This window comes from Microlunatus kandeliicorticis, from assembly GCF_014137855.1.
GTDB classification, from domain to species: Bacteria; Actinomycetota; Actinomycetes; order Propionibacteriales; family Propionibacteriaceae; genus Microlunatus; species Microlunatus kandeliicorticis.
On record NZ_JACGWT010000006.1, the window covers coordinates 224,723 to 247,515 of the forward strand.

Annotated in this window: 20 protein-coding genes and 1 pseudogene; 7 read left to right on the top strand and 14 right to left on the bottom strand. The window is 73.5% G+C overall.

Translation table 11 applies throughout. The annotated features are described in order from the left end of the window. Positions 1 to 18: 18 nt before the first annotated feature. Positions 19 to 822, bottom strand: coding sequence for a siderophore-interacting protein (locus FHX74_RS17910; protein WP_182561556.1), 804 nt, complete (start codon positions 820 to 822; stop codon positions 19 to 21). A 56-nt stretch (positions 823 to 878) separates the two neighbouring features. On the opposite strand from FHX74_RS17910, the gene FHX74_RS17915 reads away from it, so the two are divergent. Then, a complete protein-coding gene (locus FHX74_RS17915) occupies positions 879 to 1,625 on the top strand; it encodes a TMEM175 family protein (RefSeq protein WP_182561557.1) in 747 nt (248 codons plus the stop codon). A gap of 57 nt (positions 1,626 to 1,682) precedes the next feature. Here the strand turns inward: FHX74_RS17915 and FHX74_RS17920 are convergent, their stop codons facing one another. The 6 genes from FHX74_RS17920 to FHX74_RS17945 are packed head-to-tail and all read right to left on the bottom strand — an operon-like array spanning position 1,683 to position 8,334. Then, a complete protein-coding gene (locus FHX74_RS17920) occupies positions 1,683 to 2,207 on the bottom strand; it encodes a DivIVA domain-containing protein (RefSeq protein ID WP_182561558.1) in 525 nt (174 codons plus the stop codon). A 38-nt stretch (positions 2,208 to 2,245) separates the two neighbouring features. Continuing rightward, entirely contained in the window at positions 2,246 to 2,734 is a 489-nt protein-coding gene (locus tag FHX74_RS17925) for a methylated-DNA--[protein]-cysteine S-methyltransferase (protein WP_328823910.1), read from the bottom strand. A 46-nt stretch (positions 2,735 to 2,780) separates the two neighbouring features. Then, entirely contained in the window at positions 2,781 to 4,541 is a 1,761-nt protein-coding gene (locus tag FHX74_RS17930; RefSeq protein WP_220484151.1) for a dipeptide ABC transporter ATP-binding protein, read from the bottom strand. Beyond that, entirely contained in the window at positions 4,538 to 5,536 is a 999-nt protein-coding gene (locus tag FHX74_RS17935) for an ABC transporter permease (protein WP_182561559.1), read from the bottom strand. Before FHX74_RS17935 ends, FHX74_RS17930 begins: the two co-directional genes overlap by 4 nt. Beyond that, entirely contained in the window at positions 5,536 to 6,621 is a 1,086-nt protein-coding gene (locus FHX74_RS17940) for an ABC transporter permease (RefSeq protein ID WP_182561560.1), read from the bottom strand. Before FHX74_RS17940 ends, FHX74_RS17935 begins: the two co-directional genes overlap by 1 nt. 48 nt (positions 6,622 to 6,669) lie before the next feature. Next, positions 6,670 to 8,334 (bottom strand): ABC transporter substrate-binding protein, encoded by a 1,665-nt coding sequence (locus FHX74_RS17945; RefSeq protein ID WP_182561561.1) that lies wholly within the window; start codon positions 8,332 to 8,334, stop codon positions 6,670 to 6,672. Positions 8,335 to 8,635: 301 nt separating this feature from the next. Here FHX74_RS17945 and FHX74_RS17950 point away from each other — a divergent pair, with 301 nt between their 5' ends. The 3 genes from FHX74_RS17950 to FHX74_RS17960 all read left to right on the top strand — a co-directional run bounded on the left by FHX74_RS17950 (position 8,636) and on the right by FHX74_RS17960 (position 12,011). Further along, positions 8,636 to 10,174, top strand: a complete 1,539-nt coding sequence (locus FHX74_RS17950) for a mannitol dehydrogenase family protein (protein ID WP_328823911.1) — start codon at positions 8,636 to 8,638, stop codon at positions 10,172 to 10,174. 101 nt (positions 10,175 to 10,275) lie between these two features. Continuing rightward, complete coding sequence (locus FHX74_RS17955; protein WP_182561563.1) at positions 10,276 to 11,358, top strand: M4 family metallopeptidase; 1,083 nt, start codon at positions 10,276 to 10,278, stop codon at positions 11,356 to 11,358. Further along, on the top strand, positions 11,355 to 12,011 hold the full coding sequence (locus FHX74_RS17960) for a maleylpyruvate isomerase family mycothiol-dependent enzyme (RefSeq protein WP_220484152.1): 657 nt from the start codon (positions 11,355 to 11,357) through the stop codon (positions 12,009 to 12,011). The genes FHX74_RS17955 and FHX74_RS17960 overlap by 4 nt, the downstream gene beginning before the upstream one ends. Here FHX74_RS17960 and FHX74_RS17965 read toward each other — a convergent pair. Next, complete coding sequence (locus tag FHX74_RS17965; RefSeq protein ID WP_182561564.1) at positions 11,992 to 12,549, bottom strand: iron chaperone; 558 nt, start codon at positions 12,547 to 12,549, stop codon at positions 11,992 to 11,994. The genes FHX74_RS17960 and FHX74_RS17965 overlap by 20 nt on opposite strands. A gap of 248 nt (positions 12,550 to 12,797) precedes the next feature. Here FHX74_RS17965 and FHX74_RS17970 point away from each other — a divergent pair, with 248 nt between their 5' ends. Next, a complete protein-coding gene (locus tag FHX74_RS17970; protein WP_182561565.1) occupies positions 12,798 to 13,670 on the top strand; it encodes a class I SAM-dependent methyltransferase in 873 nt (290 codons plus the stop codon). 95 nt (positions 13,671 to 13,765) lie between these two features. Here FHX74_RS17970 and FHX74_RS17975 read toward each other — a convergent pair whose 3' ends face one another. From FHX74_RS17975 to rplU, 5 genes and pseudogenes are all read right to left on the bottom strand, one after another. After that, on the bottom strand, positions 13,766 to 16,600 hold the full coding sequence (locus FHX74_RS17975) for an ATP-binding protein (RefSeq protein ID WP_182561566.1): 2,835 nt from the start codon (positions 16,598 to 16,600) through the stop codon (positions 13,766 to 13,768). A 115-nt stretch (positions 16,601 to 16,715) separates the two neighbouring features. Further along, a complete protein-coding gene (gene proB, locus FHX74_RS17980; protein ID WP_182561567.1) occupies positions 16,716 to 17,858 on the bottom strand; it encodes a glutamate 5-kinase in 1,143 nt (380 codons plus the stop codon). Between the two features lie 40 nt (positions 17,859 to 17,898). Then, positions 17,899 to 19,311: pseudogene (obgE, locus tag FHX74_RS17985) on the bottom strand (GTPase ObgE); the annotation flags it as partial. Positions 19,312 to 19,419: 108 nt separating this feature from the next. Then, positions 19,420 to 19,698: a 50S ribosomal protein L27 gene (gene rpmA, locus FHX74_RS17990; RefSeq protein WP_182561569.1), complete on the bottom strand. Its 279-nt coding sequence runs from the start codon at positions 19,696 to 19,698 to the stop codon at positions 19,420 to 19,422. 12 nt (positions 19,699 to 19,710) lie between these two features. Next, on the bottom strand, positions 19,711 to 20,019 hold the full coding sequence (gene rplU / locus FHX74_RS17995; RefSeq protein WP_182561570.1) for a 50S ribosomal protein L21: 309 nt from the start codon (positions 20,017 to 20,019) through the stop codon (positions 19,711 to 19,713). Between the two features lie 206 nt (positions 20,020 to 20,225). Between rplU and FHX74_RS18000 the strand changes: the two genes are divergently transcribed. Together FHX74_RS18000 and FHX74_RS18005 are read left to right on the top strand one after the other, a co-directional pair. Then, a complete protein-coding gene (locus FHX74_RS18000) occupies positions 20,226 to 20,996 on the top strand; it encodes a HipA family kinase (RefSeq protein WP_182561571.1) in 771 nt (256 codons plus the stop codon). Beyond that, positions 20,993 to 21,388: a DUF3037 domain-containing protein gene (locus tag FHX74_RS18005; RefSeq protein WP_328823912.1), complete on the top strand. Its 396-nt coding sequence runs from the start codon at positions 20,993 to 20,995 to the stop codon at positions 21,386 to 21,388. The genes FHX74_RS18000 and FHX74_RS18005 overlap by 4 nt, the downstream gene beginning before the upstream one ends. 43 nt (positions 21,389 to 21,431) lie before the next feature. Here FHX74_RS18005 and FHX74_RS18010 read toward each other — a convergent pair whose 3' ends face one another. Further along, positions 21,432 to 22,706: a sodium:proton exchanger gene (locus FHX74_RS18010; RefSeq protein WP_235970898.1), complete on the bottom strand. Its 1,275-nt coding sequence runs from the start codon at positions 22,704 to 22,706 to the stop codon at positions 21,432 to 21,434. Between the last annotated feature and the right edge of the window lie 87 nt (positions 22,707 to 22,793).

Below are 22,793 nucleotides of genomic sequence, written 5' to 3' on the forward strand. Positions count from 1 at the left end.
AAGCTCAGCGGGCGGAGCTCAGAGGCGGTGGCGGTCCAACAGGTCGTCGAGGTCGTCGGCGACGGCCTCGGGGTCACGGACGCCGGTCTCCACCTCGGCGTAGAGCGCGGCCACCCGGTCGGCGACCGCGCGGTAGCGGTCGGCATGACCGGGGTCGCGGCGCTGCCAGTAGCCCGACACCGCGTAGCGGTGGGGCGGCCAGCCGGCGGCGCGGAGCCGGCGTCGGACCGCCCGTGCGGCCGGGACCTCCGCCCCCAGCCACAGGTAGCCGGGACCGTCGGGCAGCTCCAGTCCGTCGACCGTGGCGGCCAGTGCGCTGGGCTCGGCGAGATCCGGGCGGAAGACCCGGACCACGGTGGCTCCGGCCGGCTCGGGCGCCGGCACGTCGGCGTCGTCGGTCTCGAGCACCAGCAGCAGCCGGCGACCCGGCGGCGACCCGGCCACGATCCGCCGGGCGGCGGGCAGTCCGGTGTGGTCGGCGACCACGACCTCCCAGCGCGCGTCGCGTGGAGGACGGTGCCGTCCCGCGGGCTGCGAGACCAGCACCCGGTGCCCCGCCGCGGCCCGACCGGCCCAGCGGCCCGCGGGTCCGGGGCTGTGGTGGGCCAGCTCGAGGGTAAGCGGATCGACGTCGACCACGCTGTAGAGGCGGCGCGGGCCGTCCCCGCCGGACCGGCCACCCGGTCCCGGCACCCACAGGTGCACCCACTCGTCGGCCAGCCCGGTGCTCCGCCAGCCCGGTGCGTCGAGCACGACCGTGGTCGCGTCCGACCGCCGACGCACGGCGACCACGCGAGCCGGATGCGGACGGGGGACGAACACGCAGGCATCCTCCCGAACCGGTGCTGTGGACGACGGCCGACGATACGCTCGCGGCCGTGACGAGTGAGGCCACGCCCGGGCGGGCCACCGACTCGGTGGCCGAGGACGAGCGCGAGCGGATCGAGGCGGACGTCGAGTTCGCCGCCGCCGAGCGGCTGACCTTCTTCTCCGACGCCGTGGTGGCGATCGCGCTGACCCTGCTGGCGCTCGAGCTGCCGGTGCCCGAGGGTGACTCGATCAGGGAGGTCCTCCGTGGCCTCCAGGACGGGATCGGCGAGTACATCGCGTTCGCGATCAGTTTCGCGGTGATCTCCGGGCACTGGAGGAACCACCACCGGGTGTTCCGCTACGTCGCCCGCGTCGACCGCCGGTTCATCCAGCTCAACCTGCTCTGGCTGTTCCTGGTGGTGATCACCCCGTGGAGCACCCGGTTGCTCAGCGACGGCGAGATCAACATCCTCCGGTTCGGGCAGTACGCCGCCATCCAGACCGTCGAGTTCTCGTTGCTGGCGATCATGATCAACGTGCTCATCCGCAGCGACATGCTCCGGCCCGGCACCGACCCCGCCCGGCTCGAGGAGTCACTGCACCGGGTGGTCCCGGTCGCCGTCGGCTTCGGGCTCTCCATCGCCTGCTATCCGCTGCTCGTCCTGCTCGGCCTCAGCCCTTATCTGTCGTACGCGCTCTGGGGGGTGCTGCCGACGGTGGTGGGTTTCGCCGGCCGGGCGCTCCGCCGGCAGCCGACGGCGCAGCTGCCCGACGGCCCCACCCGGCCGCCGAAGCGGTACCGCGGCAACCGCTGAGGTCGGCAGACCGAGCGCGCCCGGGCTCCGGGCCCGCTGGGGTCAGCCGAGCCGGGGTCAGGCGAAGTAGTAGACGGCCAGCACGATCAGCACCACCAGCGCGGCGACCAGTCCGAGCGCCACCGGTCGCGGCAGCCCGTTGTTCTGCTGGACCACGCCGGGCTGAGGCTCGGGAACGTCGACCGCGGAGGAGGGATAGCCCGGGGCCGCGGACACCGGCGGGCCGGAAGGGACCGTCGGCATCGCCGCGGCCGGGGTCGCTCCCAGCGGAGGCGGCGGGAAGTCCGGTGCCGCGGGCGACCCGGTGGGCGGCGGGTACCCCGCCGGCCCCGCCGGGTCGGTGTTCCCCGAGCCGGCGGACGACAGCGCTCGGATGACCAGGTCGAGCCACTGGTCGACCTCGGCCTCGTGGTACCCGCGGAGACGGGCCCGCGAGAATTGCACCCGTTCGACCTGCTCGGGACCGATGGTCGGCGGGTCCGCGGCGGTGGCTCGGTCGAGGGTGTCGATGAAGGCGTCGACCTCGGCGGGCTCGTACCCGCCGAAGGGCATCACGCTGAACCGCGGCTCGGGGATCTGCACGACCGGCACGCTACGCGCCGGCCGGGCCGTCGCGGTGGTCACCAGAGCGTCGGTGGCAGCGCCTCCTCGTGTTCGAGCAGCCAGAGCTTGGTCTCGCGCTCCCGGCCGCGGTCGCCACCGGAGAAGCCGCCGAGCCCGTCGGCCGCCAGCACCCGGTGGCACGGGATCACCAGCGGCACCGGGTTCGACCCCATCACCGCGCCGACCGCGCGCGGCGGCAGCCCGGTCCCGCTCCGCCGGGCCAGCTCGCCGTAGGTCACCGTCTCTCCCCAGGCGACGGTCTCGGCCAGCGCGGTCAGCACCGCCCGGGTCGCGGGTTCCAGCCGGCTCAGGTCGTAGCCGAGGGCGAACCGACGGTGCTCGCCGGTGAAGTAACGCCGCAGCTCCTCGACCGCCGCCTGGGCGTGGTCACCGCCCACCACGGCGTCGGCCGGGCGCCGCATCCCCCAACCGACCCGGTGCAACCCGGCCGCGTCGGCGAGCACGCCGATCGTCCCGACCGGGCTGGGCAGGCTGGCGAACTCCACCCGGGCAGTGTGCCGCAGCCCGCCGACAGCCGCTCGCGTCCGGGACTCAGTCGGACAGGGCGCGGAACTCGGCGCGGCGCTGGGCCTGCAGCTGCGGGTCGGGCACCGGCAGCGAGGCCAGCAGCCGCCGGGTGTACGGGTGTTCGGGGGCGCCGAGGATCTGTTCGCCGGTCCCCTCCTCGACCAGCCGGCCGCGGTGCAGCACCGCGATCCGGTCGGACAGCAGGTCGACCACCGCGAGGTCGTGGCTGATGAACAGGGCGGCGAACCCGAGCTCGCGCTGCAGCTCGGTGAACAGTTCGAGCACCCGGGCCTGGACCGACACGTCGAGCGCGGAGGTCGGCTCGTCGGCGATCAGCAGCCGCGGCCGCAGCACCAGCGCCCGGGCCAGGCTGGCCCGCTGCCGCTGTCCTCCGCTGAGCTCGTGCGGGAACCGGTCGCCGTAGCTCGCCGGCAGCTGCACCGCCTCGAGCATCTCGTCGACCCGCGCGCGGGCCGCCGCCAGATGGCGCCCGCCACCGTGGATGATCAACGGCTCGGCCACCGCCTCGGCGATCGTGAGCTGCGGGTTGAAGCTCGAGGCCGGGTCCTGGAAGACGAAGCCGAGGTCGCGACGGTGCGGGCGCAGGGCGCGTTCGCGGGCGCCGTTCAGTTCGGTGCCGAGCACCCGCAGCGACCCGCCGGTGACCGCGGTCAGCCCGGCCACCGCGCGGGCGATGGTGGTCTTGCCCGAGCCGCTCTCACCGACCAGGCCGAGCACCTCGCCGGGACCGACCGTGAACGAGACCCCGTCGACGGCGAGGAAGCCGGGCCGCCCCAGCCGCCCCGGGTACTGGATCCGCAGGTCGGTCGCGCTGATCACCGGACCGCTGGGGGTCGTCTCCCCCGCCGCGGCAGCGCGCTCGGCGCGCTCGGCCCGCTCGCCGGCCCGCACCCGGGCGCGTTCGCCGCCCTGCCCGACCGACGGGACCGCGGCCAGCAGCCGCTGGGTGTACTCCTCCTGCGGGTGGGCGAACAGGGTGACCGCGTCGGCCTGCTCCACCACCCGCCCCTGGTACATCACCGCGACCCGGTCGGCGAGGTCGGCGACCACCCCGAGGTTGTGGGTGATCAACAGGATCGAGGCGCCGAACTCGTCGCGGCACCGGCGCAGCAGGTCGAGGATCTCGGCCTGCACGGTGACGTCGAGGGCGGTGGTCGGCTCGTCGGCGATGATCAGCCCCGGGTCGAGCACCAGCGCCATGGCGATGACGATCCGCTGCTTCTGCCCGCCGGAGAACTGGTGCGGGTAGTGGTCGACCCGCCGGTGCGGGTCGGGGATCCCCACCCGGCCGAGGATGTCGACGGCCCGCGCCCTGGCCTCGGACCGGCTCAGCCGCCCCGACGCGTGCGCCCGCAGCCCCTCGGCGATCTGCCAGCCGACGGTGAAGACCGGGTTGAGCGCGGTGGACGGCTCCTGGAAGACCATCGCCGCGTCGGTGCCCCGGAGCTGGCGGAGCCGGTTCCGCGAGACCCGGACGACGTCGTCGGCCCGGCCGCCGTCGCGCCCGGACAGCATGATCACGCCGGACGAGGTCGCGGTCTGCGGGAGCAGCCCGAGCACCGACTTGGCCGTGACCGTCTTGCCGCTGCCCGACTCGCCGACCACGGCCAGCACCTCGCCGCGGCCGACGCTGAGGCTCACCCCGTCGACCGCGCGAACCGGGCCGGCGTCGCTGGCGAAGGTGATCGCGAGGTCGCGGACCTCGAGCACCGGGTCGGACACCGGGTGGTCCGAGTCGTCCGAGCGGTCGTGCACCGTGCTCATCGCGTCGCTCCGTCCCGGACCCGCGCCCGCCGCCGCAACCGCGGGTCGGCCAGGTCGTTGAGGCTCTCGCCGATCAGGGTGATGCCGAGCACGATCAGCACGATGGCCAGCCCGGGCCAGATCGCGGTCCACCAGATGCCGCTGGTGACGTCGGCGATCGACTTGTTGAGGTCGTAGCCCCACTCCGAGGCCGCGGTCGGCTCGATGCCGAAGCCGAGGAAACCGAGCCCGGCCAGGGTGAGGATGGCCTCGGAGGAGTTGAGCGTGAAGATCAGCGGCAGCGTCCGGGTCGCGTTGCGGAACACGTGGACGCCGATGATCCGCGAGGTCGGCGCGCCGATCACCTTGGCCGCCTCGACGAACGCCTCGCTCTTGATCCGCGTCGTCTCGGCGCGGATCACCCGGAAGTACTGCGGGATGTAGACCACGGTGATCGAGATCGCGGCCGCGAAGATCCCGCCCCACTTGCTCGACTGCCCACCCGAGATGACGATCGACATGACGATGGCCAGCAGCAGCGTCGGGAACGCGTAGACCGCGTCGCAGACCACCACGAGCACCCGGTCGAGCCAGCCGCCGAGGTAGCCTGAGACCAGCCCCAGGGCGATTCCGACGAAGATCGACAACAGCACCGCGACGACGATCACCTCGAGCGCGGTCTGGGTGCCCCAGATCACCCGGGAGAAGACGTCGTAGCCCCCCACGGTGGTGCCGAGCAGGTGGTCGCCACCCGGCGCCTGCTGGGTCGGGAAGGCGCCGCGGGCGTCGGACAGCTGGGCGTAGCCGTAGGGCGCAATCACCGGCGCGAACACCGCGACCAGCACGAACACCGCGGTGATCACCACCCCGATCACCAGCATCACCCGCTGGACGCCGACGCTCTCGCGGAGCTGGCGGACCACCGGCAGCCGGCGCCAGCTGAACCGCGGCCGCCGCCGCAGCGCGTTGGTCCCGTCGCCCGGGGCGACGCCCGGGGTCGCCGTCTCCGCGCTCATCAGTACCGGATCCTCGGGTCGATCAGGGCGGCGATCACGTCGACCACGAAGTTGGTCACCGCGACGATCACCGCGAGCAGCACGACGATGCCCTGGACGGCGACGAAGTCGCGCGCCTGCAGGTACTCGACCAGCTGGAAGCCGAGCCCGCGCCACTCGAAGGTGGTCTCGGTCAGCACCGCACCGCCGAGCATCAGCGCGATCTGCAGCCCCATCACGGTGATGATCGGGATCAGCGCCGGACGGTAGGCGTGCTTGCGGACCAGCCGCAGCTCGCCGACCCCCCGCGAGCGGGCGGCGTCGACGTAGTCCATCCCGAGGGTGCCGATGATGTTGGTCCGGACCAGCCGGAGGAAGATCCCGGCGGTCAGCAGCCCGAGCGCGACCGCGGGCAGCACCGCGTGCCGGAGCACGTCCGGCACCGCGTCCGCATCACCCGAGCTGATCGCGTCGATCAGGTAGATCCCGGTCCGGTTCGGCAGCAGCTGCAGGGTGAGCTCGGTGGAGGTGCTGGCCCGGCCGGACACCGGCAGGATCCCCAGCCAGGTGGAGAAGACGAGCTTGAGCAGCAGGCCGGCGAAGAACACCGGCGTGGCGTAGCAGAGGATCGCGAAGACCCGCAGCACCGCATCGGGCCAGCGGTCGCGGAGGTAGCCGGCCACCATCCCGAGCGGGATCCCGATCACCAGCGCCACGACCAGCGCGTAGACGGTGAGCTCGAGGGTGGCGCTGCCGTAGGTGGTGAGCACCTGGGTGACCGGCCGGTTGTCGCTGATGGTGGTGCCGAAGTCGCCGCGGAGCAGGTGCGACAGGTAGTCGCCGTACTGCACGAGCAGCGGCCGGTCGTAGCCGGCCGCCCTGACCCGCGCGGCGAGCTCGGCCGGCGGCAGCCGACCCCCGAGCGCGGCGGTGATCGGGTCACCGGTGGTGCGCCCGAGCAGGAACACCAGGGTCACCAGGATGAACACGGTCGGGATGATCAACAGGAACCTGACCACCAGGTAGCGGCCGAGCCCGCCGCCCGCCGACCGGCTGGTCGGCGTGACGGCGGGCACGGTCTCCTCGGTCAGCGCGGTGGTCGACACCGGCGGCGACTCCTCGTCGGTCGTGGGACGGGCGGCTCGGCGGCGGGCTCAGCTCGCCTTGGACAGCGCCCCGTAGCGGAACTTGAACGACGCATCGAGGGTCTTGTCGGCTCCGCTCACGCTCGAGGCGACCACGGCCACCTGCGCGCCCTGGAGCATCGGCAGCGTGGACAGGTCCTTGGCCTCGTCGGTCTGGATCTGCTCGATCAGCGCGGTCCGCTTCGCCTTGTCCTTGGTGCTGACCTGCTCGGTGATCAACTTCTGGATCGCCGGGTTGTCGTAGTGGTTGGCGAGGAAGTTGTCCTTGCTGAAGAACGGCGTCAGGTAGTTGTCGGCGTCGGAGTAGTCCGGGAACCAGCCGAGCTGGTAGACGGGGTAGACGTCCTTGACCCGGTCCTTGGAGTACTGCACGTACTCGGTGGACTGCAGGTCGACCTTGAACAGGCCGCTCGACTCGAGCTGGTTCTTGATCTGGCCGTACTCGTCACCCGAGCTCGGGCCGTAGTGGTCGGTGTTGTACTGCAGCTTGAGCTCGACCGGGGTGGTGACCCCGGCGTCGGTCAGCGTCTGCTTGGCCTTGTCGGCGTCCGGCCCGCCCTGGCCGTTGCCGTAGAGCGACTTGAGCGCCTCGTTCGCGCCGGTCAGCCCCTTCGGGACGAAGGAGTAGAGCGGGGTGTAGGTGCCCTTGTAGACGCCCTGCGCGATCGCGTCGCGGTCGATCAGGTCGGCCATCGCCTGCCGGACGGCCAGCGCCTTGCCGGCGTCGGCGTCGTCGGTCTTGGCCCCGTAGGGCATGGTGTCGAAGTTGAAGACCAGGTAGCGGATCTCCCCGCCCGGTCCGTCGACGACCTTGACCTTGCTGTCGCTGCGGAGGCTGGCGATGTCGGTGGCCGAGAGGCTGCGGAAGGCCACGTCGATCGCGTTGCTGGCCACGTCGAGCTTGAGGTTCGAGGCGTCCGAGTAGTACTTGACGTTGACCGTGCCGGTGGCGGCCGGCCCGAGCAGCCCCTGGTAGCCGGAGTAGGCCTTGTACTGCACCAGGTTGTTGAAGTTGTAGCTGGTGATCGTGTACTGCCCGGCGAAGGCGTTGGCCTTGACGATGTCGGCGTCCGGGGTGAGCTTGTCGGCGCTGAACGACTGCTCGTCCACGATCGGGCCGGCCGGGCTGGACAGCACCTGCGGGAACGTCTGGTCGTTGGGCGCCTTGAGGGTGAACACCACCGTGGTCGGGTCCGGGGCGGCCACGCTCTTGAGGTTGCCGAGCAGCGACGACGGGCCGTTGGGGTCGGCGATCTTGAGCTGGCGGTCGAAGGTGAACTTCACGTCCGAGGACGTCAGGTCGTTGCCGTTGGCCCACTTCAGGTTCGGCTTCAGCTTCACCGTGTAGGTGGTGGGGGTGGTGAACGAGGCCGAGGTGGCGATGTCCGGCTTGACGTCCGGGCTGCCGTAGGGCGTGTTCATCAGGAACGGGAAGACCTGGTTCATCACCGCGAACGAGCCGTTGTCGTAGGAGCCGGCCGGGTCGAGGACGGTCACCTTGTCGGTGGTGCCGATGGTCAGCGTGCCCCCGCTGCCGCCGCTCGAGCCGCTGCCCCCGCTGCTGCTCGACCCGCCCCCGCAGGCCGCGAGGACCAGCGAGGCGGCGACCGCGGCCGCGGCCAGACCGAGAGCCGCGACGGGACGGCGGCGCGACGGGGTGATCGGTGGTGTCATGAACGCTCCTGGGGCATCTCTGGCGTGGTGTCGGCTCGGCCGCAGGATGTCGCGGACCGGGTCCCGTCGCCGCGGGGATCTCCGCCGGGCGTCGGGTGCGCCGCGAGGAATCCTCGCACGGATCCTGAGAAATCGCTCAGCGACCGGCGGTCCGCCGAGAGTTGTGGCGGAGTTGTGACCGAGCGGCAACCTGACCGGAACCCGCGCCGTCCGACCCGGTTGCAGCCCGTTCCGGCGGTGCGGTGTGATGGACGCTCCCCCGGCCCGATGCCGGGACCGCCCCCGTCTCGAGGAGGAGACCGTGTCCGCGTCCGCGACCGACCACCCGGTGCTCGATCTCAAGGAGGCCGGCCGCGACGGCGCCGTCGCGCCCGACGGGGTGCTGCTGCCCGACTACGACCGCGACGGCCTGCACGCCGGGATCGTGCACTTCGGCGTCGGCGGCTTCCACCGCGCCCACCAGGCGATGTACCTGGACCGGCTGCTGCGTGATCCCGACACCTACGCCGAGGCCAGCCGGTGGGCGATCTGCGGCGTCGGGGTGATGCCGCCGGACCTGCGGATGCGCGACGCGCTGCGCGACCAGCACGGTCTCTACACGCTCGTGGAGAAGAGCCCGGACGGCGAGCAGAGGGTGATCGTCGTCGGCTCGATCGTCGACTTCCGCTACGCCCCCGACGACCCCGAGGCGGTGATCGAGAAGATCGCCGACGCCGGCACCCGGATCGTCTCGCTGACCGTCACCGAGGGCGGCTACAACATCCACAACGTCACCGGTGAGTTCGACCCGAAGAACCCGAAGATCACCGCCGAGGTGGAGGCGATCGGCCGCGGCGAGGCACCGACGAGCGTGTTCGGGCTGGTGTGCGAGGCGCTCCGGCGGCGGCGCGACCGCGGCACCGGGCCGCTGACGATCATGTCCTGCGACAACATCCAGGGCAACGGCGAGACCGCGAAGGGGAGCTTCGGCGGGTTCGCCCGGCTGCTCGACGCGGCCACCGGCGACGACCTGGCCGCCTGGATCGACGCCGAGATCCCCTTCCCCAACTCGATGGTCGACCGGATCACCCCGGCCACCACCCCGGACGACATCGAGGCGCTGGAGCGCGAGCACCACGTCCGCGACGCCTGGCCGGTGGTCTGCGAGGACTTCGACCAGTGGGTGCTCGAGGACCACTTCGTCGACGGCCGCCCGCCCTACGAGAAGGTCGGGGTGCAGGTCGTGGACGACGTGATGCCCTACGAGCTGATGAAGCTCCGGCTGCTCAACGCCGGCCACCAGGCGCTCGGCTACTTCGGCTACCTGTCCGGGCACCGCTACGTCAACGACGCGGCCACCGACCAGCCGCTGGCCACCTTCGTCCGGGCCTACATGGACGAGGAGGCGACGCCCACGCTGCGTCCGGTGGACGAGGACCTCGACGCCTACAAGGACACCCTGCTGGCCCGGTTCGCCAACTCCCACGTCCGCGACACCGTCCAGCGGCTCTGCCTGGAGGGCTCGGACCGGATCCCCAAGTTCCTGCTGCCGGTGGTCCGCGAGCAGCTCGCCGAGGGCGGCCACGGCGAGGTCCGGCGCTCGGCCGCGGTGGTGGCCAGCTGGGCCCGCTACTGCGAGGGCGTCGACGAGCAGGGCGAGCCGATCGAGATCAACGACCGGATCGCCGACACCCTGCGCGAGTACGCGGGCCGGCAGGACGAGGACGAGCTGGCCTTCCTGCGCAACAGCGACCTGTTCGGCGACCTGGTCGACGACGAGCGCTTCACCGCGCCCTACCTCGAGACGTTGCGTTCGCTCAAGAGCGTGGGGGCGAAGGAGACGGTCCGCTCGCTGGTCTGAGCCCGCGAGCGGGCGCCGGGAACTGTCGGAAGGAACGTCTAGGGTCGCCAGCAATCGAACACGAGAACGAATCCGCCAGCCGCACCCGAAGGAGCACCCCGATGACCCGCACCCCCGCCACCCGCCGACCGCTGGCCTGCATCCTCGGTCCGGACGTCCTGCTCCGGTTGGCCGAGAACGCCTCCCCCGAGGACCGGCTCCGGCTGATGCGTTCGCTCGCCCTCGACCACAGCTTCCGGTCCGCGCGGGTCGAGCGCGGACTGCGGGCCCGGCTGGCCGGTGCAGCGGGGCCGGCCGCCGGGTCGACCCCGGGGCGACCGAACCGGGCGATCTACGACCAGCACAACTCCGACGCGACGACACCGGGCACCCTGGTCCGCGCCGAGGGCCAGCCCGCCGTCGAGGACGGCTCGGTCAACCAGGCCTACGACAACTTCGGCTTCACCTACGCGCTCTACTGGGACGTCTTCCAGCGCGACTCGATCGACGGCCGCGGCCAGCGGATCGAGGGGCTGGTGCACTACGGCCAGGCCTACGACAACGCCTTCTGGGACGGCGAGGGACACATGTTCTTCGGCGACGGCGACGGCCGGCTGCTGACCGACACCACCAAGGGGCTCGACGTGATCGGCCACGAGCTGACCCACGGCGTCACCCAGAACACCGCCAACCTGACCTACCAGGACCAGGCCGGCGCGCTCAACGAGTCGGTCTCGGACGTCTTTGGGTCGCTGGTCAAGCAATACCACCTGCAGCAGAGCGCCGAGGCCGCCGACTGGCTGATCGGCGCCGACATCGTCGGGCCCGAGCTCGCACCGGCGCTGCGCTCGATGAAGGCCCCGGGGACCGCCAACAGCCAGGACACCCAGCCCGCCACCATGGACGGCTACGTCCGGACCAGCGACGACAACGGCGGCGTCCACACCAACAGCGGCATCCCCAACCACGCCTTCTACGTGATCGCCACCACCATCGGCGGCAACGCCTGGGAGGCCCCCGGGAGGATCTGGTACGCCACCCTCAACGACCCCGACCTGCAGCCGTCGGCGACCTTCGCCGACTTCGCGGCGGTGACGCTCAAGCAGGCCAAGGCGATCTTCGGCGACACCAGCGCCGAGGCGCAGGGGGTCCAGTCGGGGTGGGAGGCGGTCAAGGTCGCCCCGGCCCCGGGCTCGACCGCGTGAGCGCGCAGGACGAGGACCTTTGGCCGCGGATCGCCGCCAACCGACGCCGGGCGGCCGACCTGCTCGCCGACCTCGACGACGCCGGCTGGCGCACGCAGAGTCTCTGCGGAGCCTGGACCGTGCAGGACCTGGCCGGCCACCTGCTGATGCCGATCGAGGCGTCCTTCCCCAGGGCGATCATCCGCACCGTGCTGGCCCGGGGCGACTTCGACCGCGTGACCGACGCGATCAGCCGCGAGCTGGCGACCGCTCCCCGGGACGAACTGGTGCGCCGGCTCCGCGACGGGGCCGACGTGCGCCGGAGCCCTCCGTTCGTCGGGGCGCTGGGGCCGATGGTCGACAGCTGCATCCACCTGCGGGACGCCGCGCGGCCGCTCGGGTCGTGCACCGACGCCCCGATCGACGACTGGCGGATCGTCCTCGACTTCCTGGTCGGCCCGAAGGCCCGGACCGGCTTCGTGCCCCGCGGCCGCCTGGACGGTCTGGCGCTCCGCGCGACTGACCAGGAGTGGGTGCACGGCAGCGGGCGCGAGGTTGCCGGTCCGAGCGAGGCCTTGGCGATGGCGGCCGCCGGCCGACCGGCCGCGCTGGCCGAGCTGACGGGACCCGGGATGGCCGTCCTGCGCGACCGGCTCAGCCAACCGCGCGGGTGATGAGCTCGGCGATCCGGTCGAAGTCCTTCTCCGTCGGCTCGGTCAGGGCGTAGGCGGTCGGCCACATCGCGCCGTCGTCGAGTCGGGCCGCGTCGTTGAACCCCAGGGTGGCGTAGCGGGCGCCGAACTTCGAGGCCGGCTGGAGGAAGAAGACCACCTTGCCGTCGCGGGCGTAGGCCGGCATCCCGTACCAGGTGCGCGGGTCCAGGTCGGGGGCGACCTCGGTGACGATCGCGTGCAGCCGCTCGGCCAGCGCTCGTTCGTCCGGGGCGAGCTCGGCGATCTTGTCGAACAGCGCCTGCCGCTCGGCCGCCTTCTTGTCGCCGCCACCGCTGGCCCGCTTGCGCTCGGCGGCGTACTCCTTCATCGCCGCCCGCTCCTCGGCGGTCAACCCGACCGAGCTGCTCTTCCGTCCCGCGGTCTTCGCCGGGGTCTTCGCCGTGGTCTTGGTCGTGGCCTTCGCAGCGCCGGACTTCTTCGCGGCGGACTTCTTCGCGGCGGACGTGCTGGTCGCGGCGGACTTCTTGGCCGGTGCCATCGGTCGGGTTCCCTTCTCGCGGTGGGCAGCAGCCTAGGGGCGGTCCGCACGGGTTGTCTGCGCTCCGCAGGGTCGCGCTGCGGCGGGGACGGCGGCCTCGGCGTGATCCTGCGAGAGCGATCGCTACCGAGTCCCATGGGGATCCGTGCCGGGATCCGTGGCGGGCACGGATGTGCCACCCCCACCGCTCGCGGAACCGTCGGGACAGCCGGTCACCGGGACTGGCGACGACAGGTCGGGAGGCCGTCATGAGCACCACGCAGATCACCACCGAGACCATCCCCGCGACCACCGCGGACCCCGCTCCCCAGCCGAGCGGGCCGGACCTGGGAGCGGTCAAGGCCAAGCAGCGCACGGCCTGGCAGTCCGGCGACTACCCGCGGGTCGGCAACACCCTGCAGCCCATCGCCGAGCGGCTGGTCGGCGCCGCCGCGGTCCACGCCGGCGAGCGGGTGCTCGACCTGGCCTGCGGCCAGGGCAACGCCGCGCTCGCCGCGGCCCGCCGGTTCGCACTGGCCACCGGCGTCGACTACGCCCCGAACCTGCTCGAGCAGGGCCGGGCGCGGGCCGCCGCCGAGCAGCTGCCGGTCCGCTTCACCGAGGGCGACGCCGAGGCACTGCCCTGCGACGACGGTGACTGGGACGTCGTGCTCAGCACGGTCGGGGTGATGTTCGCGCCCGACCAGCAGCGGGCCGCCGACGAGGTCGTCCGGGTCACCCGGCCCGGCGGCCGGATCGGGCTGGCCAGCTGGACGCCGGACAGCCTGGTCGGAGCGATGTTCGCGGTGAACGGGCGGTACGCGCCGCCGCCGGCCGGGCTGGTCTCACCGATGCGCTGGGGTACGCCCGAACGGCTGGCCGAGCTGTTCGGCGACCGGGTGGTGTGGACGTCGCTGCGGATCCGCACGTTCGACTTCTGCTTCCGCGACGCCGAGCACTTCGCCGCGACCTTCCTCGACCACTACGGCCCGATCACCACCCTGGCCGCCGGGCTCGACGAGCCGACCCGGGACCGCTTCGCCGCCGACCTCGCGGAGGTGGCCACCCGGTTCGACGTCAGCACCGACGCGACGCTGGTCGCGTCGAGCCGCTACCTGGAGGCGGTCGGCGTCCGACGCTGATCGGTGTCCGGGGCTGACCGGCGTCCAGGCCACCCACCGGAGCCGGGCCGGCTGTGCTCGGGCGGCTCGGGCGGCCCGTGCCCGGCCCGGGCGGCTCAGGCCAGCCGCTCGGCGAGCCGGCGGCTCCGGGCCGCCTGGTAGGGGCACCCGGCCGCGGAGAGCACCGGCGCCTCCCGGGCGACCGCGCTCGGGTCGCCGGCGGCGAACGCGGTGGCCCGCCGGACCAGCGCCTCGGCGATCCGGTTGCCGACCGCCACCGCCCCGGCCCGGGTCAGCCGGTCGGCGGCGTCGGCGACGCCGGCCAGCACCGACGCCTCCGCCCAGAGGGCGGCGTGCCAGGGCCGCCAGAGCCCGTCGTGCCACCCGACCAGCTGTTCCGGGGTCAGGGTCGACGCCGCCAGCGCCTCCTCGGGCCGGCCCTGGTCGAGCAGCCGGAGCGCGTCGAAGGTCTCCTCGCAGCGCCGGTCGCGGTCGGCCAGCGCCGGGGTGAGCAGCGCGTCGTGGACGGCCCGCCAGGTCTCCTCGGCGTCGGTGTCGCCCCGGAGCGCCGCCACCGTCATCGCGGCGTAGACGCCGCGGTTCTGGTCACCGTCGGTGGGACGCCCGGCCAGTTCCCAGCCCTCGCGGAACGCCGCCGCGTTCGCCGAGGTGGCCTGCCAGTCGCCGGCGAGCGCGGTCACCACCATCAGCCGGCCGGCGGCGATGTGGCTGTTCTCGCTGTAGAAGGGCAGCCCGGCCACCCGCTCCGCGTACCGGCGGGCGGCGGCCAGGTCGCCGACGCCGATGGCCGAGTCGGTGGCCATGTTGAACCCGTCGGAGAACTCGAGGCCGTTCTCGGGCCGGACCTCGAGTCCGTCGAGCAGCTCGGCGCGGCGCTCGGTGGTGGCCGCGGCGGCCACCACCCGACCGCGGCGCAGCTCGGTCGCCATCAGCAGGTCGAGCGCCACGCAGGCGGTCACCGGGTCCCCGGCGGCCTCGGCACCCGCGCGGGCGCGGTCGGCGTCCTGCCCGGTCGCCGGGTCGTCCTGCGGCTGTTGGTAGGCGCGGGCGACGAGCAGCGCGGCCGCGAGCGCCGGGTCGTCCGGGGTCCACCGTTCCGCCTCGGTCAGCGCCGCCAGCACCTCCTCCGGCGCCGGCGGGCGGGTGATCAGCCCGGGACCGCGACCGACCAGCTGACCCCAGCGGGCCACCGCCTCGGCCGCCTCGCGGTCGGCGCCCGTGTCGTGCAGCGCGGCGGCCGCGGCGCGGAAGAGTCGCAGGGCCTCGTCGCCGAAGTGGCGGGTCTCGGCGGCGCCGGCGGCGGCCCGGAGCGCCCGTCCGGCGGCCAGGGTGCCCGGCTCGGACGCCGCCGCCTGCTCGAAGCGCCGCTGCGCCGCCTCGGGCCGCCCCCGGAGGAACAGCAGCTCGCCGAGCAGCCGCAGCACCGGCCCGGTGCGCCCCCGCGCGCCGAGCGCGACCAGCCCGGCGCCGGGGGCGGCCGCGGCCCGCAGTTCGTCGACGACGCGGTCGGTGCCGGCCCGCCACCCCAACCCGGTCGGACGTCCGCCCGGCGGCACCTGCTCCCGGAGGCGTCGACCGCTGGACAGCGCCCACTCCGCGTGCCGGAGACGGAGTTCGGGCAGCGCACCGGCCGACGCGGCCTGCTCGTCGGCGTACTGCCGGATCGTCTCGAGCATCCGGTAGCGCGGCCCGCTCCCCTCCGTCGCGACGGTGGTCAGCAGACTCCGGTCGCAGAGCCGGGCCAGCCGGACCGCAGTCGGGACCCCGTCCCGTCCCGCAGCCTCGCCCTCGCCCGCGTCGGCCTCGACGTCGAGCGCGGCGGCGTCGACGGCGGTGAACGGCGCCGCGAACCGGGCGGCCGCACAGAGCGTCCGCCGCTCCGCCGGGTCGAGCAGCTCCCAGCTCCAGGCCAGGGTGGCCCGCAGCGAGCGGTGCCGGCCGTCGGCCCGGGCCCCGCCGCTGAGCAGGTCGAGCCGGCGCCCGATCGCCGCCTCCAACCCGTCGAGGCCCAGTCCGGGGAGCCGGGCGGCGGCCAGCTCGATGGCCAGCGCCATCCCGTCGAGGCGGTCGCACAACCGGCCGATCCGCTCGCCCGCCTCGGTGCCGGCGAGCTCGGCCTCGTCGACGCCGGCGCTGACCGCGCGCTGCCGGAACAGCTCGACCGCGTCGCCGGTGGCCACCGAGAGGCCGGGCACCGGGCAGACGCGCTCGGCGGGCAGCAGCAGCCGTTCCCGGCTGGTCGCCAGCACCACCAGCCGCGGGCAGCGGTCGAGCAGGGTCTCGAGCAGCGTGGTGACCCCGCCGAGCAGGTGCTCGCAGTTGTCGAGCAGCAGCAGCGCCCGGCGGTCGCGCAGCCGGTCGACCAGCGTCTCGCGCGGCGTCCGCCCGGGTTGCTCACCGAGCCCCAGCGCGTCAGCGACGGCCCGGTCGACCACCCGTTCGTCGGTGACCGGGACCAGGTCGACGTACCAGGCCCCGTCGGGGTGCCGGCCCGCGGCCAGCCGGTCGGCGACGACCCGCAGCGCCAGTCGGGTCTTGCCCACCCCGCCGGGCCCGACCGCGGTGACCAGCCGGTGCGTCCCGAGGGCCGCGTCGAGCGAGGCCCGCTCGCCGTTCCGGCCGACGAACGAGCTCGCCGGCTGCGGCCAGTCGATCACCGGGGGCACTCCGCCGGCTGACCCGGGCGGGTCCGAGGACGCAGACGCAGAGTGGGTCGGGGACGCTCCGCGGTCCACCAGCTCCGGCCGCTCGGACGCCAACCGGGCCAGCGCCCGCCGGTCGGTGACCCCGAGCTTGCGGAGCATCGAGGTGACGTGGCTCTCGACCGTCCGCACCGAGATCACCAGCCGGTCCGCGATCTCGGCGTTGCTCAGGTGTCCGAGGACGGCCGCCAGCACCTCGCGCTCGCGCGCGGACAGGCCCTCGCCCACGCGGGGCTCGTGCGCTGGTCGGTCCATCGGCCCGCCCTCGACTCGCGACCGCGGGCGGTCCGGGTCGCACCGGGCGAACCGCCCCAGGAAGCGCTCAGGCTAGCGCCGGGCGGCCTCAGCGGGCCAGCACCACCAGGGCGTCGCGGTGCACCACGGTGCGGTCGTAGCCCTCGCCGAGCTCGGCGACCAGGTCGGCGGTGTGCCGGCCCAGCAGCACCGGGAGCTCCTGCGCGTCGTAGTTGACCAGACCGCGGGCGACCACCGCCCCGTCCGGACCGCAGAGGTTGACCGGGTCACCGGCGCTGAAGCTGCCGCGGACCTCGACCACCCCGGCCGGGAGCAGCGACGCCTTGCGCCGGACCAGCGCGTTCACCGCACCGGCGTCGAGGATCAGCGCACCCCGCGCGTCGGTGGCGTGGGCCAGCCAGAGCAGCCGGGTGGGCCGACGCTTCCCGGTCGGGTGGAACAGGGTGCCGACGTCGTCGCCGGCCAGCGCCGCGGCGGCCTGGTCGGCCCGGGCCAGCACCACCGGGATGCCCGCGGAGGTGGCGATCCCGGCCGCGCTGATCTTGGTGGTCATCCCGCCGGTCCCGACGCCGGCGGACCCGGCCACGCTGGTGTCGATCGCGGCCAGCTCGTCGGGGCCATGCACCTCGTCGATCCGCCGGGCGCCGGGCAGCCGCGGGTTCGCGGTGTAGAGCGCGTCGACGTCGCTGAGCAGCACCAGCGCGTCGGCGTGCACCAGGTGGGCGACCAACGCGGCCAGCCGGTCGTTGTCGCCGAACCGGATCTCCTGGGTGGCCACGGTGTCGTTCTCGTTGACCACCGGCACCACGCCGAGCTCGAGCAGCCGGCCGAACGTCCGGTAGGCGTTGCGGTAATTGGACTTGCGGGTGACGTCGTCGACGGTCAGCAGCACCTGCCCGACCTCGAGACCGCGTGCGCCGAACAGGCTGGTGTAGCGACCGACCAGCAGCCCCTGGCCGACGGAGGCGGCCGCCTGCTGGGTGGCCAGGTCACGCGGCCGGGCGGAAAGTCCGAGCGGGCTCAGTCCGGCGGCGATCGCCCCGGAGCTGACCAGCACCACCTCGCGTCCGGCCAGCCGGAGTCCGGCCAGGGTGTCGACGAGCGCACCGATCCGGTCGGGGTCGATGCCGCCGGCCGCGGTGGTCAGCGAGCTCGAGCCGACCTTGACCACCACCCGGTGTGCCGTGGCCACGGCCCGGCGACCGCTCCCCTCAGTCGTCGGGGTCGTCATCCCCGTAGTCCCAGTTGGCCCCGACATCGGGTTCGGCCTGGTAGGCGGCGTCGCGCTCGCGACGCCGCTGCACCGACGGACGGTCGGTGATCAGGCGCTGGTCCTCGCCGCGACGGCTGAGGATCTCGGCGCCGATCTCGACCTGCGGCTTGAAGTCGAACACCACCGGGTCGGCGCCACCGATGGCCACGCCGTCGCCGGCGCGGGCGCCGAGCTCGAGCAACCGGTCCTCGACGCCGAGCCGGTTGAGCCGGTCGGCCAGGTACCCGACCGCCTCCTCGTTGCCGAAGTCGGTCTGGCGGACCCAGCGTTCGGGCTTCTCGCCGTGCACCCGCCACAGCTCGTTCTCCCGGGTGACGGTGAACGCGGCCGTTCCACCGCGGCGCGACCCGACCGGCTCGGGCCGGAGCACGGTCCGCGGCGCGGCGGGCGCCGGGCGCTCGGCCCGCCGCCGGGCCACCAGCTCGGCGAGCGCGTAGGTCAGCTGTCGGAGGCCCGCCCCGCTCTTGGTCGACACCGCGAAGACGGGCAGCCCGCGGGCTTCCACCTCGGCCCGGACGATCTCGGCCAGCTCGGCGGCGTCGGGGATGTCGACCTTGTTGAGCACCACGACCCGGGGCCGGTCCTCGAGCCCGCCGTGGGCGGTCAGCTCGGCCTCGATCACGTCGAGGTCGGTCAGCGGGTCACGCCCGGGCAGGTAGGTGGCGGTGTCGATCACGTGCACCAGTGCGGCGCACCGCTCGATGTGCCGGAGGAAGTCGTGGCCGAGCCCGCGGCCCTCGCTGGCCCCCTCGATCAGCCCGGGGACGTCGGCGACGGTGTAGGTGACGTCGCCGGCCACCACGACGCCGAGGTTGGGCACCAGGGTGGTGAAGGGGTAGTCGGCGATCTTGGGCCGGGCGCGGGAGATGGCCGCCACCAGCGAGGACTTGCCGGCGCTGGGGAAGCCGACCAGGCCCACGTCGGCGACCACCTTGAGCTCGAGCGTGACCGTCCGGGTCTCGCCCTCCTCGCCGAGCAGGGCGAAGCCGGGTGCCTTGCGGGCGGCGGTGGCCAGCGCGGCGTTGCCGAGCCCACCCCGGCCGCCGTGGGCGACGACGAACTCGGTCTGCTCACCGGTCAGGTCGACCAGCTGCTCGCCGGTCTCCGCGTCGGTCACCACGGTCCCCTCGGGGACGGCGAGGACGATGTCCTCGCCGTTGGCGCCGTGCTGGTCGTCACCCTTGCCGGGTACGCCGTGCCCGGCGCGCCGTCGCGACTGGCGGTGGTAGTCGACCAGCGTGGTCAGCCCGGGGTCGACCCGCAGGATGACCGACCCGCCGTGGCCGCCGTTGCCGCCGTCCGGGCCACCGAGCGGCTTGAACTTCTCCCGGCGCACCGAGGCGCAGCCGTGTCCGCCGTTGCCGCCGGCCACGTGCAGGGTGACGGAGTCGACGAAGGTCGGGATGGCCATCGTCGTCCTCCTGTCGTCCCGGCCCGGTCGAGGGAGCGGGCTGGGAAATGCCGCGAGGGCGGACCGGATCGTGTCCGGTCCGCCCTCGCTGAGTTTGTCGGGTGCTGCTTACTCGGCGCCGACGGTGGCCGGAGCCTCCGCCGGGACGATGTTGACCACGCGCCGACCGCGCTTGGTGCCGAACTCCACCGCGCCCGGGATCAGCGCGAAGAGGGTGTCGTCACCGCCGCGGCCGATGCCCACACCCGGGTGGAAGTGGGTGCCGCGCTGGCGGACGATGATCTCGCCGGCGTTGACCTGCTGGCCGCCGAAGCGCTTGACGCCGAGCCGCTGGGAGTTGGAGTCACGACCGTTGCGGGTCGAGGACGCGCCCTTCTTGTGTGCCATCTCGCTTCTCCCTCAGCTCTCGATCCCGGTGACCCGGACCTGGGTGTACTTCTGCCGGTGGCCCTGGCGCTTCTTGTAGCCGGTCTTGTTCTTGAACTTCTGGATCCGGATCTTCGGACCCTTGGTCTCGGCCAGCACCTCGGCGGTGACGGACACCTTGCCGAGGTCGGTCGCCGCGGAGGTGACGGTCTCGCCGTCGACCAGCAGCAGCGGCTGGAGCGACACGCTGTCGCCCGCCCCCTGCGTGATGCGGTCGATCTCGATGACGTCGCCGACGGCGACCTTGTGCTGGCGGCCGCCACTGCGCACGATCGCGTACACGACTGACCCTCTTCCTGGTGACTACCCTGACGTCCTGCTGTTTCGGTGGTCCTGCACGCCGTGCCCGGCTCGACGACTGCTCGCAAGCGGAGGGCGCAGAACAGGGCACGCCGGAGCGCGCACCGAGGGTCTAGGTTACGCGGCGGGCCGGGCGGGAGCAAACCCGCCGCCCGGCCGGGTGCGGCGGGGGCGGCTACGGTGTCCGCGTGCTCGCCCGGATCGCCGCCACCGCCTACCTCACGCCGCTGCGCGAGGGCGGGTCGCTGCCCGGGGTGATGGAGGCCGACGACCTCGGAACCTATGTGGTCAAGTTCAGCGCGGCGGGCCAGGGCACCAAGGCGCTGGTGGCCGAGATCGTGGTCGGGGAGCTGGCCCGGCGGCTGGACCTCGCCGTCCCGCGGCTGGCCCTGATCGACGTCGACGCCGAGATCGGCCGCCGGGAGCCCGACGAGGAGGTCCAGGAGCTGGTAGCGGCGAGCGCCGGGCTCAACCTGGCCGTCGACTTCCTGCCGGGGGCGATCGGGTTCGACCGCTCGTTCGAGGTCGAGCGCGACCTCGCGTCCCGGATCGTCTGGCTGGACGCGCTGGTGGCCAACGTCGACCGCAGCGCCCGCAACACCAACCTGCTGGTCTGGCACCGGGTGCTGCACGTCATCGACCACGGTGCCTGTCTGCGGTTCCACCACAGCTGGGGCCGGCCGGAGCAGTTCTCCCGGGCCGCCTACCGCTACGACGACCACGTACTGGTGCCGCGGGGTCGGCCGCGCGACGTCCACGATGAGCTCGCCGCCCGGGTGACGCCGGCGCTGCTCGACGAGGTGACCGCGCTGGTCCCGGACGTCTGGCTCGAGCCGGACCCACTGCGCCCCGATCCGAACGCCCCGGCCACCCCGGAGCTGGCCCGGGCCGCCTACCGCGACTACCTGCTGGCCCGGCTCGCGGCGGCCGACGCCTGGCTGCCGGAGGACTCGGCGTGAGCGGCGGGTCGACGGAGGCCCGGGTGGCCTTCCAGTACGCGGTGATCCGGGCGGTGCCGCGGGTCGAGCGCGGCGAGTTCGTCAACATCGGGGTGCTCCTCTACTGCCAGACCCACGACTTCCTGCGCGCCGCGGTGGCCGTCGACGAGACCCGGGTGCGCTGTCTGGACCCGGGGGCCGACCTGGTGGGGATCCACACCGCCGCGGACTCGCTGGTCGCCGCCTGCTCCGAGCCGGTGGGCATCGCCCGGGAGAACGCCGGTCTGGCCACCCGGTTCGGGATGCTCACCGCCCCCCGGAGCACGGTGGTGCAGCCGTCCCCGGTGCACGCGGGTGTCACCGCCGATCCGGCGGCCACCCTCGACCTGCTGCTGCACCGGCTGGTCCGCTGATCGGCTGACCGGCGCCGGAGGTCGCGACCGCCGGCCGAGCGGCTCAGCGGTGGCCGACGGGCTCCGGCTCGCGGACCGCCTCCGAGGAGGCCGCGGTGTCCGGGCTCCCCGTCTCGGCACGCAGCGCGGCCGAGCGCCGGAACGGCGCGGCCAGGGTGGCCAGGATGGTCCGCCGGTGCACCACCAGCACGACCAGCGCGATCGCCGCGTAGACCGCCGAGACGATCAGCCGGCCGTGGGTGCCGGGGATGGCGAACTGGACGGCGAACAGGGCCAGCAGGGTGATCGCGGCCCAGCGCGGGAAGCGCAGCGCCAGCAGGATGGCCACCCCGAGCACGGTCTGGGTCGCGGTGAGCAGGAACTCCTCGACCTGCCGCGGGTCGAGCGCGAGCGAGGTCGACCCGCCGCCGAGCAGGTAGGCGATCGGCAGGCTGCCGATCAGCAGCGTCCACTGGTTGACCTTGGCCGAGATCAGCATGCCGAGCGCGGCGCCCGGCTTGCCGCGGACCGCGAACAGGATCGCCACGATGAACTCGGGGGCTTCGGAGGCGAGCGGGGCCAGCCACTGCACCAGCAGGAACTGGTCGATGCCGAGCGCGGTGCCGCTGCCGATCAGCGCCTCGGCGAACGGCTCGGCACTGAGCAGGATCACGCCGGCCGCGACCACGAACATCGCGACCGTCACCGGCCGGCGGCGGTTCGACGGCAGCGCGGCGAGCCGGGCGGCCGGGCCGACCAGCTCGTGCTCCTCGACGTCGTCGGCGGTGCTCACCCGCACCAGGTAGAAGACGAAGAAGGCCAGCAGCACCACCCCGAGCACCACGTGGATCTGCCCGGTCAACGGGATGAGGAAGGCCATCAGCGAGGCGATGGCCAGGAAGCCCAGCTCCATCCGGTAGCGCGGGTCCAGCACCACCGCGCGGACCGGCCGGCCGGCCCTGCGCGAGGCGATGACCAGCGAGACCAGCACCACGCTGGTCCAGCCGAGACCCAGCAGCAGCCGGTTCGACCCGGTCATGTTGGCCGCGGCGAACTGGACGTAGTCGGGGTTGCCGCCGGCGGTGTAGGCGAAGTAGAGGTCGACGGCGTACTCGGGGAGCACGGCGATCACCGCGAGGACGGCGATGGCCAGCCCGCCGGAGATGTCCACCTCGGCGGTCTCGGCCGCCCAGGCCAGCACGAACGAAGCCGCCACCACGGCGGCACCGAAGACCAGCAGCGCGACGGGCGCCGGCAGGTGCAGTCCGCCGGCCCGGACCACCACGGCCGGGAGGGCGACCAGCAGACAGAGCAGAACGGGGCGGAGAGCTCTGGTCATGCCGACCATCCTGCCGACACTTTGATGATTGCGCAAATGAGCAGGTGTCGAAACGTCGTGAGGCGGATCACACCGGGCGGAGGGCGG